Source organism: Rhodococcus sp. 05-2254-5, from assembly GCF_002258575.1.
In the GTDB taxonomy this organism is placed as follows: Bacteria; Actinomycetota; Actinomycetes; order Mycobacteriales; family Mycobacteriaceae; genus Rhodococcoides; species Rhodococcoides fascians.
This window is the reverse complement of record NZ_NOZG01000002.1, coordinates 322,376-338,369: the sequence shown is the minus strand read 5'-3', so window position 1 is coordinate 338,369 and position 15,994 is coordinate 322,376. Positions and strand designations below refer to the sequence as shown.

At 59.1% G+C, this 15,994-nt stretch carries 15 protein-coding genes and 1 pseudogene; 8 read left to right on the top strand and 8 right to left on the bottom strand.

Annotated features, from left to right (window positions below; all coding sequences use genetic code 11):
- Nucleotides 1-36: 36 nt before the first annotated feature.
- Nucleotides 37-1,203: an iron-containing alcohol dehydrogenase gene (locus CH278_RS02695; RefSeq protein ID WP_094621132.1), complete on the top strand. Its 1,167-nt coding sequence runs from the start codon at nucleotides 37-39 to the stop codon at nucleotides 1,201-1,203.
- On the opposite strand, the gene CH278_RS02690 is transcribed toward CH278_RS02695, so the two are convergent.
- Entirely contained in the window at nucleotides 1,200-2,609 is a 1,410-nt protein-coding gene (locus tag CH278_RS02690) for an amino acid permease (protein ID WP_094621131.1), read from the bottom strand. The genes CH278_RS02695 and CH278_RS02690 overlap by 4 nt on opposite strands.
- 113 nt (nucleotides 2,610-2,722) lie before the next feature.
- Between CH278_RS02690 and CH278_RS02685 the strand changes: the two genes are divergently transcribed.
- A complete protein-coding gene (locus tag CH278_RS02685) occupies nucleotides 2,723-3,664 on the top strand; it encodes an NAD(P)/FAD-dependent oxidoreductase (protein WP_094621130.1) in 942 nt (313 codons plus the stop codon).
- A gap of 12 nt (nucleotides 3,665-3,676) precedes the next feature.
- Here CH278_RS02685 and CH278_RS02680 read toward each other — a convergent pair whose 3' ends face one another.
- The 4 genes from CH278_RS02680 to CH278_RS02665 all read right to left on the bottom strand — a co-directional run bounded on the left by CH278_RS02680 (nucleotide 3,677) and on the right by CH278_RS02665 (nucleotide 7,067).
- Nucleotides 3,677-4,348 (bottom strand): nitroreductase, encoded by a 672-nt coding sequence (locus CH278_RS02680; protein ID WP_094621129.1) that lies wholly within the window; start codon nucleotides 4,346-4,348, stop codon nucleotides 3,677-3,679.
- A gap of 96 nt (nucleotides 4,349-4,444) precedes the next feature.
- Nucleotides 4,445-5,332: a MetQ/NlpA family ABC transporter substrate-binding protein gene (locus CH278_RS02675; protein WP_032406734.1), complete on the bottom strand. Its 888-nt coding sequence runs from the start codon at nucleotides 5,330-5,332 to the stop codon at nucleotides 4,445-4,447.
- Between the two features lie 26 nt (nucleotides 5,333-5,358).
- Complete coding sequence (locus CH278_RS02670) at nucleotides 5,359-6,063, bottom strand: methionine ABC transporter permease (RefSeq protein WP_032406735.1); 705 nt, start codon at nucleotides 6,061-6,063, stop codon at nucleotides 5,359-5,361.
- On the bottom strand, nucleotides 6,060-7,067 hold the full coding sequence (locus tag CH278_RS02665; RefSeq protein ID WP_094621128.1) for a methionine ABC transporter ATP-binding protein: 1,008 nt from the start codon (nucleotides 7,065-7,067) through the stop codon (nucleotides 6,060-6,062). The genes CH278_RS02670 and CH278_RS02665 overlap by 4 nt, the downstream gene beginning before the upstream one ends.
- A gap of 167 nt (nucleotides 7,068-7,234) precedes the next feature.
- Here CH278_RS02665 and CH278_RS02660 point away from each other — a divergent pair, with 167 nt between their 5' ends.
- The gene (locus CH278_RS02660; RefSeq protein ID WP_094621127.1) at nucleotides 7,235-8,626 is read left to right on the top strand and encodes an LLM class flavin-dependent oxidoreductase; all 1,392 of its coding nucleotides are present in this window, start codon (nucleotides 7,235-7,237) and stop codon (nucleotides 8,624-8,626) included.
- Nucleotides 8,627-8,889: 263 nt separating this feature from the next.
- Here CH278_RS02660 and CH278_RS02655 read toward each other — a convergent pair whose 3' ends face one another.
- Together CH278_RS02655 and CH278_RS02650 are read right to left on the bottom strand one after the other, a co-directional pair.
- Nucleotides 8,890-9,639, bottom strand: coding sequence for an ROK family protein (locus CH278_RS02655; RefSeq protein ID WP_094621126.1), 750 nt, complete (start codon nucleotides 9,637-9,639; stop codon nucleotides 8,890-8,892).
- 128 nt (nucleotides 9,640-9,767) lie between these two features.
- A complete protein-coding gene (locus tag CH278_RS02650) occupies nucleotides 9,768-10,022 on the bottom strand; it encodes a hypothetical protein (protein ID WP_094621125.1) in 255 nt (84 codons plus the stop codon).
- Nucleotides 10,023-10,207: 185 nt separating this feature from the next.
- Here CH278_RS02650 and CH278_RS02645 point away from each other — a divergent pair, with 185 nt between their 5' ends.
- The gene (locus tag CH278_RS02645) at nucleotides 10,208-10,420 is read left to right on the top strand and encodes a hypothetical protein (protein WP_094621124.1); all 213 of its coding nucleotides are present in this window, start codon (nucleotides 10,208-10,210) and stop codon (nucleotides 10,418-10,420) included.
- Nucleotides 10,417-10,596 (top strand): hypothetical protein, encoded by a 180-nt coding sequence (locus CH278_RS02640; RefSeq protein ID WP_094621123.1) that lies wholly within the window; start codon nucleotides 10,417-10,419, stop codon nucleotides 10,594-10,596. The genes CH278_RS02645 and CH278_RS02640 overlap by 4 nt, the downstream gene beginning before the upstream one ends.
- 196 nt (nucleotides 10,597-10,792) lie before the next feature.
- Here CH278_RS02640 and CH278_RS02635 read toward each other — a convergent pair whose 3' ends face one another.
- A complete protein-coding gene (locus CH278_RS02635) occupies nucleotides 10,793-11,716 on the bottom strand; it encodes a hypothetical protein (protein WP_094621122.1) in 924 nt (307 codons plus the stop codon).
- A gap of 286 nt (nucleotides 11,717-12,002) precedes the next feature.
- Between CH278_RS02635 and CH278_RS02630 the strand changes: the two genes are divergently transcribed.
- The 3 genes and pseudogenes from CH278_RS02630 to CH278_RS02620 all read left to right on the top strand — a co-directional run bounded on the left by CH278_RS02630 (nucleotide 12,003) and on the right by CH278_RS02620 (nucleotide 15,587).
- Nucleotides 12,003-12,752 carry a hypothetical protein gene (locus CH278_RS02630; RefSeq protein ID WP_094621121.1) on the top strand — a complete coding sequence of 250 codons (750 nt, stop codon included), beginning with the start codon at nucleotides 12,003-12,005 and terminating at the stop codon, nucleotides 12,750-12,752.
- A gap of 501 nt (nucleotides 12,753-13,253) precedes the next feature.
- Nucleotides 13,254-14,430: pseudogene (locus tag CH278_RS02625) on the top strand (IS3 family transposase).
- A 176-nt stretch (nucleotides 14,431-14,606) separates the two neighbouring features.
- Complete coding sequence (locus CH278_RS02620; protein ID WP_094621120.1) at nucleotides 14,607-15,587, top strand: hypothetical protein; 981 nt, start codon at nucleotides 14,607-14,609, stop codon at nucleotides 15,585-15,587.
- The last annotated feature ends 407 nt before the right edge of the window (nucleotides 15,588-15,994 follow it).

The window sequence follows — 15,994 nt, the reverse complement described above, 5'->3', positions numbered from 1 at the left end:
TTCCACGCACATGGGAATACCACGAAGGAGCACTCCATGGTTGCCAATATCTCTTTCCCACGTTTTCTGAAACTCGGCGGCGGTGCTGTCGAGGAGCTGGGTACGGTACTGACCGACCTGGCCGTATCTCGTCCCCTACTCGTCACCGATGCGTTCATGGCAGGCAACGGTTCGGCCGATCGACTGATGACGATCATGACCGAGGCCGGTAAGTCGCCTGCGCTGTTCTCCGGCACCGTGCCCGATCCGACGACGGATTCGCTGATCGCCGGTCTCGAAGCAGTGCAGCAGCATTCGGCCGATTCCATCATCGGGTTCGGCGGCGGCAGTCCGATGGACACGGCCAAAGCGCTGGCCATACTCGCTGTGCAGGGCGGGACGATGCGGGACTTCAAAGCTCCGGTGCTCTCCACCGGTCCGGCGCTTCCGATCATCGCGATTCCTACTACCGCGGGAAGTGGTTCGGAGGCAACGCAGTTCACCATCATCACCGACGTGGCTTCGGACGAGAAGATGCTGTGCCCCGGCCTGTCATTTCTGCCGATCGCATCGATCATCGACTTCGAGCTGACGATGTCGATGCCGGCACGTCTGACCGCCGATACCGGCGTCGACGCTCTGACTCACGCCATCGAGGCGTATGTCAGCAAGAAAGCCAACCCCATCTCCGACGGCTTGGCGCTCAGCGCGATTCGCACCATCGGAACGTCGCTGCTGCGGGCGTATCGAGACGGTGACGACCGGCAGGCACGCGAGGCCATGATGCATGCGTCCACCCAGGCGGGAATGGCGTTCTCCAACGCCAGCGTCTGTCTGGTCCACGGGATGAGTCGACCGATCGGCGCGCATTTCCATGTCGCACACGGACTGTCCAATGCGATGCTCTTGCCTGCCGTCACAGCCTTCTCCATCGGCGGAGCCCAGTCCCGCTACGCCGACTGCGCCCGCGCCCTCGGTGCGGCATCGGAAGCCGATTCGGACGCGGTTGCCGGAGGCAAGTTGCAGGACGCCATCGTCATGCTGTGCCGTGAGGTCGAAGTTCCCACTCCGGAGACGTTCGGCATCGACAAGTCGACGTGGGACGACCTGTTGCCGCTGATGGCCGAGCAGGCTCTCGCGTCCGGCAGCCCCGGTAACAATCCGGTCGTCCCGACGGCAGAGCAGATCGTCGATCTGTACCGCCAGGTGTACGCCGGGATCTAGGCCGAGTCACCGGACCCGCGGGCGGCAACCTTGTCGCGCCGCGTGTTTCGGCGTTGAACGATGATTCCGCCGATCACCGTCACCGCCGCCAGCACCGCCGAGAGGAGGATCGACGATCGTTGCTCCGGCCGCACCACCATCATCACCAAGACGAAGACGATGAATCCGATGGCCAAATAGGTGAGCCACGGATAGAGCCACATCAGAACGGCCGGTCGCTCGCCGTCGCGATCGAGTTGGCGACGCAGCACCAGTTGACTGCTGGCGATGGCCAGGTAGACGAATAGAGCCACGGCACCGGTGGTCGCGAGCAGGTAGGTGAAGAGCTTCTCGGGAAGAATGTAGTTTCCGACGACGGCAAGGAAGCCGAGAACCATCGAGGCGATGACGGCAACCCACGGCACCCCGTTGGCGGTGATCTTCTTGACTGCGCGCGGCGCATCGCCACGATCACCGAGCGAGTAGAGCATGCGGGAGGCGGTGTAGAGCGCCGAATTCAGGCACGACGCGACAGCAGTCAGAATGACGATGTCCATGATGGTCTCCGCGTGGGGAATTCCCATCTTGGACAACACATACTGGTAGGAGCCGGTGGCCGGGTCCAATTCGTTCCAGGGGACGAGCGCGACGATGACGAAGATCGATCCGAAGTAGAAGATCGAGATACGCCAGATCACCGAATTGGTCGCGCGGGTGATGCCCTTTGCAGGATCCTTGGATTCGGCTGCAGCGATGGTGACGATCTCGGATCCCATGAAGGAGAACATCGTCGTCAGCATGGCTGCGATCACCGCGCCGAAGCCGAGCGGCATGAAGCCGCCCGAGGCCCACAGTTGGTCCACGCCACTGACTTCGGAGTTCGGCAGCCAGCCCAGGATGGCCGCGATGCCGAGACCGATGAACGCGACGATGGCCACGACCTTCACCAACGCGAACCAGAACTCGAACTCGCCGTAATTGCCGACGCTGATCAGGTTGGTCGCGGTGAGCGCAACGACGATGATCAGGGCCCACATCCATTGGGCACCGCCCAGCCAGTTGGTGAGGATGGCGGCAGCGGCGGTCGCCTCGACGGGGATCACCAATACCCAGAACCACCAGTACAGCCAACCGACGGAGAAGCCGGCCCAATGTCCCAGTGCCCGGGTCGCATACGTCGAGAACGAACCTGTGTCGGGGTTGGCGGTGGCCATTTCCCCGAGCATGCGCATCACCAGGATGACGAGGAGTCCGGCGAAGAAGTAGGCCAACAACACCGCAGGTCCCGCGGTGGCGATGGCGTTGGCAGAGCCGACGAACAGTCCGGCACCGATCACTCCGGCTATCGAGATCATCGTCACGTGTCGCGGTTTGAGACTGGTTCCCAGTCCGTGCTCTCCGGTATCTGGCTTATCCGTAATTGCCATTTCAACAGTTCAGCACAAGGTCGGGCCCTCCGCAGCAGGTGACCGAATTGTCCAGACAATCAGTAGTACAAATGGCGGGCTTACGCACGGCCCCTGCCGGGCATACTGACGACATGACTGTCGATGCTGGGCGCACCACGGACTCGATCACCATCGTCGGCGCGGGCATCGCGGGTGCCGCCTGTGCCCGAGTACTGCACGCGGCGGGCGTCCCGTTCCGCATCGTCGATCGAGGACGTGCCCCGGGCGGACGGATGTCCTCCCCCGAGCTTCACGGGCGTCGCGTCGATCTGGGTGCCGGTTACTTCACCGTCCGCGATCAGGATTTCGCGACGGTGGTGTCGGACTGGGAGTCGAGGGGCCTTGCGCGCCAGTGGGCAAACACCTTCGGCATCCTCAAGCCCGACACCGAACCGTGCACCACCACCGGGCCGGTCCGTTGGGCGACACCACACGGGCTTCGTTCTCTGGTGCGAGACTTGCTGGGAGACTTCGATATCGAGGGCTCCTCCGAGTTGACCGACCTACCCGAGGGCCACGTCGTGGTTGCGATGCCCGATCCGCAAGCCGCGCGCATCACGACAGTTCCCGATGCGGTCGAGTACGAACCGGTCATCGCGGTGGCATGTGGATTCGACGGGTTGGATGTGCCGTTCCGCGACGCGGCCTTCGTCAACGACCATCCCGATATCGCGTTCGTCGTCGACGACGGTGCCCGGCGGGGTGACGGTGCGCCCGTGCTGGTGGTTCACACGACCCCCGAGCGGGCACAGCAACACCTCGCCGATCCCGACGCAGTGATCACCCCGGTCCTCGACGCGCTACGCGAACTGTCGGTAATCTCCACGGCACCCAACTGGACGCATGCCCATCGCTGGACGTTCGCAAAGCCTGCGGCGCAACATGATTCGACCTTCGCGCTCGACGAGCGCAGCGGACGGTTCGTCGGATTCGCAGGCGATCAATGGTGTGAATCCGGCGCGCCCAGGGTGGAAAGCGCATGGCGATCGGGCACGGATCTGGGTACGGAACTGGTTGGTCGGCTCCAGAGCTGACGCCGTCACACCTCAGCTGATGAAGGTCACCGTCTCACTCAACGGTGCACGGCTGGTGCGGAATCCGTTGATCGGGTGGCTCTCGTCGGGGTAGCCGAACGAGATGCCGGCTACCACCCTGCGGGTATCCGGGATATCGAACCATTCGTGGACGAACGGCGAGTACGCGGCGAGCGCGGCCTGAGCTCTCGCGCCGAGCCCGAGACTCTGCGCGCCCAGCAGGAACGTCTGCAGATACAGCCCGCAGTCGACGGCACCGTAGACACCCAGGTCCGCATCGGTGGTGATGATTGCCGCGTGTGGGGCGTCGAACAGCTCGAAATTGCGAATGAACTGACGCGTCGTCGCCTCGGTGTCGGACTTGACCACACCGATGCTCTCGTACAGTGCTCCACCACATTCGCGTCGCCGAGCGCGGTGCAGGGCGTTGTAATTGGCCGGAAACGGAAAGTCCGGTTGCGGCACACCGGATACCACATGTTTCACCAAGGCGTCGGAGAACTTCCGGGTGGCATCACCTTCGGTGACGATGATCTGCCACGACTGGGTGTTCGACCGCGATGGAGTGCGCTGGGCGGCCGCCAACAACTGTTCGAGCACGTCCCGTGATACCTGCTTCGGCAGGAACTGCCGGCATGAGTACCGCTCGTCGAGGAGTTCGGTCAATGCTTCGTACCGGGTCACGTCGTCCGCCTCGTGTCATCGCTGTCGGGTGCGGATCGAACGTAGCACCACCGCTGCGCCCGACGGTCCGCTGTCGGACCGTCGGGCGCGAGGCCGTTACTGAAGTGGCAGGAGGATGTCTTTCACCCGCGGGTCGGTGGCGAGGAACTCCTGGACCGCAGGGTCCTTGAACGCGGCGACGAGGTTCTTGATGTTGTCGCTGCCCGCCCACCGGCTACCGATCGTGAGCTGGCCGGCGAACTCGTCCGGTGCCGGTGGTGCGAAGATCTGCTTCTCGACGGGAATTCCGGCCGCGAGGTAGTACTCCGTATAGCCCACTGCTGCATCGAGATCCGGCAATGCCCGCGATTGCGCGGCGAAGTCCAGCAACGTGAACTTCAGGTTCTTCGGGTTTCCGACGATGTCCTTCTGCGTGGCCGTCGACTTGTCGACCGCGGGGTCGAGGGTGATCAGACCGGCTCGCTCGAGTACCCACAGACCCTGCGCTTCGTTGGCGGGATCCGAGTAGAGCGAGACCGTTGCGCCGTCCGGCAGTTGCGCTGGGTCGGAGTACTTGCCGGACCACAATCCGAAGCCCCAACGGAACACCGGGGTTGCGGCCTCTTCCTGGAAGTCGGGGTTGGATTCGAGTACCTGTCCGAGCCACAGCTTGTGCTGGTACACCGTGGCGGCCACCTCGCCCTCACTCACCGCGCGGTTGATGGTGTTGCTGTCGGCGAGTCCGCGGAATGCAACCGTGATGCCGTACTTGGGAGCTACCTGATCGGCGACGAATTCGACGAGTGCCTGCTCGGATGCGTTGCCTTCGGCAGTGGCGACGACGAGTGTTGCGCCCTCGGTTTCGTTGGCCGAGGCCGTGTCGCCGAAGAACGCGATGCGGACAACCACGGCGAGTGCGATCAGCAGCACGACGGCCCCGATGATCCAGGGCGCTTTCCGACGGTTCTTCAGCTCGAAGCCGTGCGCTTCGGTGGACGTTGTCATGATGGATGAGACCTTTCGAATGTGGTTCAAGCAGTGCGCAATGCGCGCTGATGAGGTGTGGTGAAGCGAACGAGCGCATCGCCGACGAGCTGCACGACGGCGACAGTGAGAATCAGGATGACGATCGTGGCGATCATGACGGTGTGATCGAATCTTTGGTATCCGTATGTGACTGCGACATAACCGATTCCGCCCGCTCCGATGGTGCCGGCGATGGCCGAGTATTCGATCATGGCGATGACGTTGATGGTCAGGCCTCCGATGATCGACGGCACGGCCTCGGACAATTGTGTGGTGGTCACCTGCAGCGTGGAACCGCCGGACGCCCGGGCGACGTCGACCACCGACGTCGGGACCGAGCGGAGAGAGTTCTCGACGATGCGGGTGAAGAATGCGATGCCCGCCAACGACATCGGTACCACCGCGGCTGCAATACCGATGTTGGTTCCGGTGATCCAACGAGTGACCGGAACCAACGCAGCCATCAAGATCAGGAACGGCAACGACCGCCCGATGCTGACGATCCAGCTGATCGGCGCATGGAACACCGGGTTTTCGAACAGTCCGCCGGGGCCGAGGTTGAACAGCACCGCTCCGAGCGGCACACCGACGAGCACCACGATGAACATCACGATGCCGACCATGGTCAGTGTGTCGCCGAGCGCAGGCAGGAGCAGAGCAGGCAGCTCGTCGACGGGAACTTTGTTGCCAGCGGCCAGAATTGCGATCACGACGCAGCCTCGAAGATCGGCTGCGCTGTCTGTGCAGAACCGGACAAACCCAGAGCTTTCAGTGCACCGGGGACGCGTCCGCTCAGGTGTGCGCCGATCCCGAGCGAAGCGCTGCCGACCGTCACTCCAGAGACAACCTGAACCGATGCTCCGAGCAGCGCGACCGGTGCGCCCAGGTCCTGGCCCAGCCGCGTGATCCAGTCCTGCGGAACGTCGGGCGAGTCGTAGGTGACGTGCCAGTGCACGTCTCCGGCTGCAGCTTGTGCGTCGTCACGCCTGGGGCGCAGCTCGTTGCCGAGCGCCGACGTGTGGTCGGTCAGTAGGTCGACCAACCGACCCGATTCGACGATGCGTCCGTGATCGAGTCTCGCCACCGAATCAGCAGCTCGCAGAACGGTATCCATCTCGTGCGTGATGAACACGATGGCGAGGTCGAGGTCGCGGCGAAGTTCGCGCAGCAACTCGACCACCGATTCGGTCGTCTGTGGATCCAGGCCGGAGGTGGCCTCGTCGGAGAGCAGCACCGACGGCCGCAGGGCCAACGCTCGCGCAATTCCCACTCGTTGACGCTGTCCGCCCGAGAGCTGAAACGGATACCGACCTGCTTTGTCGGACAGATCTACTCGGTCGAGAAGCTCCCCCACACGCCTGGCCGTCTCTGCCTTCGTGGCCCCGAGGAACTCCAGCGGCAGGGCGACGTTCTCCGCCACCGTTCGACGCGAGAGCAGGCTCGACGATTGAAACACCGTGCCGATGCGGCGCCGCGCGACCCGAAGCTGCTTGGCGTTCAACTGCGCCAGGTCGTCTCCGTTGACGATCACCGAGCCAGAGGTGGGACGGGTCAGCAGGTTGATGCATTGGGCCAGCGTGCTTTTGCCGGCACCACTCGGGCCGACGACAGCCAGAATTTCGCCGGACTGCACCGTGAAATCCAGCCGGTCGAGAACGACGGTTCGACTGTCCCCCGTCCCGTACGTCTTGGTCAATTGCGCTATTTCGATCATGCTCCGACGCTCTTTTCAGTGATGTGACTGCGCAACACTGAGGTATCGGAGCGCTGCCGACCAGCTATCGACTCATCACGATCCGAACTGTTCCCACCGGCCCGGGTCGTCGGTAGCGTCGCACCGCTGCATGTTCGTCAAGACTGCCCTGCCGAAGGAGTTTCCTAGTGCCACGCGAGATCCGTTTCAATGCCTTCGACATGAATTGCGTCGCGCATCAGTCCCCCGGTTTGTGGCGTCATCCACTCGACCAGTCGTGGCGGTACAAGGAACTTGGTTATTGGACCGATCTTGCGAAGCTGTTGGAGCGCGGGCTGTTCGATGGCCTGTTCGTGGCCGACGTCCTCGGCACCTACGACGTGTACGGCGGCAATCACGACGCAGCCATTCGGCACGGCGCGCAGATTCCGGTGTCGGACCCACTGTTGATCGTCAGTGCGCAGGCCGCGGTCACGCAGCATCTGGGCTTCGGCATCACCGCGGGAACCGGTTTCGAGCATCCGTATCCGTTCGCACGCAGACTCTCCACGCTCGATCATCTGACCAACGGCCGCATCGGGTGGAACGTCGTCACCGGGTATCTGCCGTCGGCGGCGCAGAACATGGGACACGACGATCAGCTGAAACACGACGATCGTTACGACCACGCCGACGAATACCTCGAGGTGCTCTACAAGCTGTGGGAGGCATCGTGGGACGACGACGCGGTGGTCCGTGATCGCGAAACCGGCGTGTTCACCGACCCCACCAAGGTGCATCGAATCGGCCACCGCGGCAAGCACTTCACGGTGCCGGGTATCCATCTGGCCGAGCCGTCGCCGCAGCGGACGCCGGTGATCTTCCAGGCCGGCGCGTCACCACGCGGCGTGCGGTTCGCGGCGCAGAATGCCGAGGCGATCTTCGTCGGCGCACCCACCAAGGAGATTCTGGCGCAAACGGTTTCGAATATTCGTCGAGCCTTGCGCGATGCCGGCCGCGATCCGTACTCGGCACGGATCTACCAGTTGCTTACCATCGTCACCGACGAGACATCAGAGCTCGCCCACGCCAAGCACGACGAGTATCGGTCGTATGCCAGTGCCGAGGGTGCGTTGGTGTTCATGTCGGGTTGGATGGGAGTCGACCTGTCGCGGTATGCGCTTGACGAGCCGCTCGGCAATGTCGAGAGCAACGCGATTCAGTCGTTCGTCGCGTCGTTCCAGTCCATCGGAGCCGATGGCAAGGAATGGACGGTGCGCGATATCGCCGAGTGGGGCGGAATCGGCGGTGCAGGTCCGCGCATCGTCGGTTCCCCCGGCGAGGTCGCGGATCAACTGCAGGAGTGGGTGGACGAGACCGACGTGGACGGCTTCAATCTCGCCTACGCCATCACACTGGGAACCTTCGAGGACGTCGTGCACTACGTCGTACCCGAATTACAGCGCCGCGGTGTCTATCGCACCGAGTACACGCCGGGCACTTTGCGCCACAAGCTCTTCGGCAAGGGCGACCGACTGCCCGAGGAACACCGGGCGCAGCAGATCGTGCGAGAGGTTCGGTCTAGCCGAGAATCGGCGTGATGGTGGGCGCAGAGGGGTTCGAACCCCCGACCGGTGGTGTGTAAAACCAGCACAGACCCCCGTTGGCCGATCCACGAGTCTCTGACCTGGCACGCTGCTAACGGGGGTCAATACATGCCACGCCACTTGTGACAGCTCTGTGACAGATCGAAGCCGTCGCCCAGAGCGAGGGCTACATCTACCCCAAGTACCAAGACAAGTGGCGGTTCGATCCAGAGCTAATTGAGATCACATGGAGGTCTTGAGTCCAACGGATACACCGATCAGACCGGTACCACTCTTGAACGGCGACAACAGGATCGAAGGCTTCTTAAGTGCGCGGGTACCGCTTGAAGCTCCTCCTGAATCACAGGCTCGATCCGGTGCCATGCAACGTTCGAGATCCCACCACTCAGTACGACTGACTGGGGTTGAAAGGTATTGGTCAGTTGCACAATGTAAGAGCCGAGCCTGTACCCGAATCGCCGTTGAGCCCTGATTCTATCACCGTACTTCTCTTCAAGCTGCCTCAGTCCGAGCGATCCAAGTGCGAACCAGACTGAGTTGTTTGATGCGCTTGACTTTAACTGGACCTTACCAACATCCCAGTTTTCGCCGGAGCACAGACGCATGACTTTTCCTGAGGCATCGAGCACACCCATACCCAAGGACGTGCCGATCGACAGTGCGATTGCTCCGAGCTGGACGCCCTTCATTGCCTTGATGGCAAGAGCATGGGCCTCGCCGTCGTTCATGAGTGAAACTGGGCAGTTCAAAGCTCGAGAGACCTCGTTTCGGAATTCGCCCTGGCTCCACGGCGCACTTCTACTCAACCGAACGTGGCCCGAGTGACTGTTCACGAAGCCTGCCAGAGATATTCCGACACCCTCGGGTCGCGGTTCGACACGCTTAATAGCGCCGATGAACGAATCGAACGAGTTCGCATCGGATCGATACTCCTCAAAGGGGTTGTCGTCCCGATATTTGACTAGACGTACACCGGAGCCACCAATGTCTGCCGATACAAAGCTCACGACGACTTCTCCACGTCCTCAACTGATGCAAGCTGCGTTATAAAATCCCGAAAACGTTGAATCTCTAGCTTGAGGTAATTCACTCTTCGTGCAAGCAATTCCAGGCTGGTTGGTTCGTTGTCACCGACCTACTTATCTTCAGATCTCATCTTCAGTACGAGGTCGATCTGCTTCGCAAGAAGCTCGCATACAGTGTTGATATACCGAGAGTAGGTTCGTTCAGAGATTCCCTGCTGATCCGCATAGGCAGCTTGACGAACAGTCAAGTGAACATCAAGGCTTGCGCCGTAGGTGCCCGGTAGAGCCAATGCATTTGTGATCGCGTCGATGTACTTATTTCCAGGTGGCACGAGCGAGATCGCTTCGTTGATCAGGTCGATCACTTCTTCGTTATTGCGGCCTGCAAACTACCCGGTCCCGTCATAGAAGCCCGAGCTATCAGTGGAATTCGATAATCCTGTACCCGCGCACATCGCACGCAATATTGTGACCTTGTGGACCCGAGCAACGCGACGTCAGGTGCAGATGAATTCTGACGGTTCAGTCAATGACCACTTAGGAGATTGCGGTGGCTGAGCTGTTCGGTTTGTTCATAGTAGTAGTTGTACTGGTGTCGCTCTTCTTGATCTTTATCCACCTGCCAGCAAAGTTCATCGTTGCTCCGATCCTGATCAGGCAACGGATTCGCAACGATGATCGCAGGGCAGATGCAGCGATCGCTCAAGGTGAGTACGAGGCAGATATTGTTCGTCGCGCTTATGAGCGTAGGCAGCGTCGTTGAAGAAGCTCATGACGTTCGTAGGGGCAGCGCAACTGATCGCAATCGCGGTCTCGATGGCGCTGCCCATCATCGCTCAACACGTCGGACCGATCATCCTGCTGTTCGCAGCCATTGTGCTCGTAGCTGGTTCGGCAGTGATCACCTATCGCCTGGCCAAGTACTTCTTCGTCAGGTAGTCCCCTTTACTGAAAACGGGCAGGGTGTCGACCTCTTCGCCGTAGCGCTCGACTGAATCGTCACTGATACGGAAGCGGATAGACTTAGAGTCTTCGTTAATCGATTTGATCTTGGTTGTTTGTAACTTGAGGTTCTTTTCCATAGTTGTTCTCCAGTTCGAAAGGTGCAGCTACGCGGCCTTTAATTGCAATAGCACTACCGGACGAAGGGCGACTGATCCACATCCTTCACGACGTCTCTTAAATTCACCATGCGCTGTTTTTGCTGCAATGATTCCTGCATGAAGAAAGTTACGGGAGTGTCATCGACAATTCGTAGAAACGATTTAAGAATCTTTGCTTTATCCTGACCGACGAGTGCTCGCACTTTGTCAGGGTAGTTCTTGATGCCGTTGTAACTCTCGCCGTCCCTGCCGGTCACTATCAAACCCGCTGGAACTTGTAAGGGGAACTGCTGTTCTCGCGTGTAGTGAAACAGTCGGGCTTCTTGCACCTCGGTAAGCCAATTCATATCCAGCGCAAGTCTGCGCTGCCTAATAATTGTGTTGATGATATCCCAGTTGAGCCTGATGGTGATCCAGTGAGTCAGCATCAAGTTTTGATTGCCGACCCCCGCAAGATAATCTTTAATTGCTTGCTCCATCCTATCTGCGTGAGCATCCAGTCGAGAGTAAACCTCAAAAAGTGTCAACGATGTGTGTGAATCTTGGCCAAAATCAGCCATATCGCCGCACATCGTGCCGAAGTCATCGGTTATTACTTTTGCAAGCACAGGCGGCTTATCTATTAGCTCATCAGTGCAGAGCTTCTTCGCAGCATCGGACAATCTTGTCCAACTCGCGATGGTCAGGCTTCGTGTCTGTTTGATACTGGCCTCTCGCTCCCGGTTCTCCGAGATGGCGTTGAGCCCAATGATGGCGACTGGGACGCCGAACAGAAACCCGACAAGCGATGTCAGCACGTTGATGAAGAAGCCCCACTCACTCCACCGCCAATTGAGAGCATCAGCCGCGACCCCAAGACCAAATAGGCTCGCGCTCAGACCGAACGAAACCTGGGTTGAACGACGTAACCACTTAGGGGTCTCGATCCAAACCGACCGAAGCTTCTGAACCAGCATGTGACGAGCTTCCAGGATCGTTCGTAGAAACGCGCGTACGACACGACCAATGCTCTAAGCCTGATTCAAGATCTACGTGTCGTAGAAGCCGATGACGTCCACCTTGAACGCGCAGCTCGTGGCCAACGCTGCGAGACTTACATTCGCGTAGATCACCGTGCCGCCGGCCAAAGCTGGCGAGGTGCTTGCGTTCTGAGGTGAGGTAGTCGCGCCGCTAGTCATCCGTTTGAATGATTGGACTAGGGCAGGCGGCCTCTGAGAATCGAACGCCTGGTTGAATGCCCGGGTGACTACGGACAACGAGAGCCCTCAGTCGAACGGGATCAGGACATTCTTCAAGAAACCTATCGTCGTGATTGCCGTCATCGTGCTGGTTCTGATGCTGGCCGTGTACATCGCCATGCTGAACCACGTCGTACTCTGGCCCAGCTACTCATCGTCACAACTAGCGGCTGCTGGTGGATGGATTGGTGGTATCGGATCACTGCTAGCAGTATCAGTCGCTTTGGCGGCCTCGTACTTCACCCGCAGAGACGCTGAGAGACATCTTGAGACGCAGCTACTCGCGGAACACCGAACGCAACAAATCGATGCACTCCTCACGATGTGGCAATCCGTCTCGGACCTTTGTCTACATGCCGATCAGTTCAGAACTCGTATTAGCGAGTTACAGCTTGGTCTGATCGACCAGGAGAGATTAAGCGAGGAAGAGGGGCCGTTCGGTCGGGCCGTACGTCAGGCGTCGGTTGCATCCACGCGAGCCATTGTTACTGTCGACAACGAGACAATTAGCAGCTTGGTCGAAAGTATCGTGAAAGATACTGACGCATTGGCGCTTTCCGTCTTTGTCGCCAACGATAACATTGGGACACAACACCACGTCGATATCTTTGCAATTGCCGAACATTTAGACAAGATTGACGCGCATCGCAGAACACTAACGGACACTATCAGGCAGGAGCTGCCAAATCCTGCTCTCACCCGCTTCATGGCCAAAACCACCTCAACCCAAACAGACCCTCCCACGGCGAAGTAAGCAACCAATACTTTGCTCTCTTTATAATGGGAGGGTTAAATAAATGCGAGGTGTTCAAAAACATGGAGGGCCCCTTGTGACTGATCTACTTACTGATGTGTTGTTACCACTCTTACTGGTCTCGACTGTTTAATCTGGACTAGTAGGGAGGGTATCGAAAGTATGTAAGAGGGTGCAGGTTCTTTTGTGGCTTCCCTAGCTCATCCGCTCGCACACGGTTGATGATGAGACCCCCGGTTAACACGAGTTAACCTACTTATCCTACCTACCACAGGGTGTCATTGCGCTGGTAATCACGGCTTTATAGAGGTCTCACAACCTCGACATGATGTCCCGTAGTGAGGATTGAACCGATCAACCCGTTAGCCGTAAGGCGCACCCTCTTAGATACCTTCGATAGCGATAGACACGCATGGCTGCTAGTAGTGGGTCGGGACTGCCCCGGCTTTGGTTGATGTCTGATCTGTGAGGATCGCGCCTCACGGTGGGAGGATGTTCACCATGCCTAAAGCATTTCCGAGGAGTCCCGCCGCGACGTCATCGCCGTCGCACGCAAGGGCGAGGCCCCGCTGCGTCAGATCGCGAAGGACTTCGGAATCTCCGAAGGCTGCCTGCACCGCTGGCTCAAAATCGCTGACCGCGACGACGGCATCGAACGCGGCACCGCTACGAAGGCGGGACTCGACGAGTCCGCCGAGCTGCGAGAAGCCCGCAAACGGATCAAGCTGCTCGAGCAAGAAGCCGAGGTCATGCGCCGCGCGGCTGACTACTTGTCCCGGGACGTCAACCCAAAATGATCTTCCCCCGCAAGCGGGAGGTGCCCCCACCGCTGGTCCTCGACCTTGCTGGCGACGGAGTCCCCGTCACAGCGACCTGCCGGGTTCTCGGATTCTCCACCCAAGCGTTCTACAAATGGAAGAAACAGCCAGTCAAGCAACGAGATTGGGATGATGCGCATCTGATCAACATTGCTCGTGAGATCCACGCCGACGACCCCGCATTCGGCTACTGCTTCATCGCAGACGAACTACCCGACCGCGGCATCACCGCCAGCGAGAACCGGGCCGCGCGGTTGTGCTCACAAGAACGCATCTGGTCGGTGTTCTCGAAGAAGCTTGGCCTGAACAGGAAAGCTGGCCCGCTGGTCCACGATGACCTTGTGGACCGTCAGCTCGCCGCACAGGCCGCGGGCGAGCTGTGGCTGACCGACATCACCGAACACCGCACCGACGAGGGCAAACTTTACCTTGGCGCGATGGAGTTGTGGTCGAACAGGATCGTCGGCTACTCGATCGACTCCAGGATGAAGGCCTCGTTGGCGGTGTCCGCATTGGATAATGTTGTGGCGCAAAGAGGCTCGGCGGGTACGATCGTTCACTCGGATCGCGATAGCCAGTTCCGATCCAGGAAGTTCGTACATGCCCTGTTGCGCAATGGATTACGAAGTTCCATGGCGCGGGTCGGGGCGTGCGGTGACAACGCCGCGATGAAGTCGTTCTTCGCACTCGTGCAGAAGAACGTCCTCGATCGCCAGCGGTGGTCGACCCGTGAGCAACTACGGCTGGCGATCGTGACATGGATCGAGAAGACCGCTCACCGCAAACGCCGTCAACGACGCCTCGGCAAGCACACTCCGATCGAGTTTGAGACAATCAACCGGACCGCACACGCGGCCTGAATCACTCAACCCGACGAGTCAACTGAAGTGGGGCAGTCCCGTCACCTTGTCCATCAGCCAAGTTTGCCAGCGTTGCGGACCTCGTAGTTGAAGGCTTCGTATCAACGTTTATCCGTATGAATGACTGGACTAGTGCAGCCGGCCGTTGACGATCGAACACCTGGTTGAATGCTCAGGTGAGTGATGACATCTCGAAGACTGCTAAAGGCGACCTACCGGCGAAGACCCCTAGGTGGAAGAACCCACGGATCATTGGCGGTATAGCCGTCAGTTTGCTCGTGATCGGCGGCCTGGTTGCCATGGCGAACACAGTAATTCTCTGGCCAAACTACAGCTCAGCTCAGCTCGCGTCAGCAGGCAGTTGGATAGGCGGAATCGGTTCGATTGCGGCGGTATCCGTGGCCGTTATATCGATATTTAGAGCTCGTGAGGAAACAAAGAGGGCTCGCAATGATGCACGGAAGGCTGCAAAGAAAGCAAAGGAAGATCGAAAGGCAGTTGAGAAACGACACACCCAGCAGCTCAAGAACGCGAACGAAAGCGTTTCCAGGCAACTCGACGCACAGCTGCGTAGCGAACAACTCACCTCCCTTAGTGGACTATGGCTAGAAGTTGACTCGATCCGGCCAGAGTTCGACGCCTTCTGGGAAGAGATCGCTAAGAGTGAATTAGTGTGGATTGACCGGGGCAACAACACAGAAGACCCTTCCGATCCTATGTACGAAGATCATAAAGAAATCGCAAACACAACTGGCCTTAGACTAAGAGATGCGATAGTCCGAACCAACGTCGCTTTCGAGCCTGCACTGCTCCAAGTTGTCGAGCCGCACACACAAAGAATGATTACGGCATTTTACGAAGATTTTCGCGCAGTACTAGATAACTTGCTTGGAATCATAGCGAAGGCCCGCAAGGACGGAACGACACCCACGTACGTAGGTTTTACTCAGAGCGACGAACTGTTGCGAGACCTACAGAAGCATAGAGAGCCCTTTATAAACGTCACCCGGAGATATCTCACCGATGCCGAGCCGCTGACAAGCATTGCTGACACGTCCCGATACGAAAGTCATCCCTGGGCCACTAGGACAGACGATCTCTATCAAGTCGTCGATGCCCAAACCAAACGAGATTGGCTAAGCGATGATGATCACTAGTTCCTCCTGTCCTTGCTGATAGACCACCGTAGGCACCCAGCTGTCTAGGCAAAATCGAATCCATGGAGGTTGAAACTTGTCGTATCGCGGGATTTTCTCCCTGTGTGGCATTGGACACAGGCACGCCGCGACGTTGTACGTTACTTTACGCCCGTAACCTCCACCCAAGACAGCGTGAGCAATGTTGTGTGCTTTAAGACGCCCATCCAACGGCCAGTTGCGGCGCAATATCCTCAGCTCGATTAGGCAGCTACTCGATAGCGAAGTTGAACAAGGTCAATTCCGCCGGAACGTCGCGCAGTATGTCGACACCCCGCGGCTCGACATCAAGGAGCGTCCTACTCTGACAGTTCAGGAGCTAAAGATCGCACTCGATGCAACTAAGGATGATCGCGATGGACATCAGC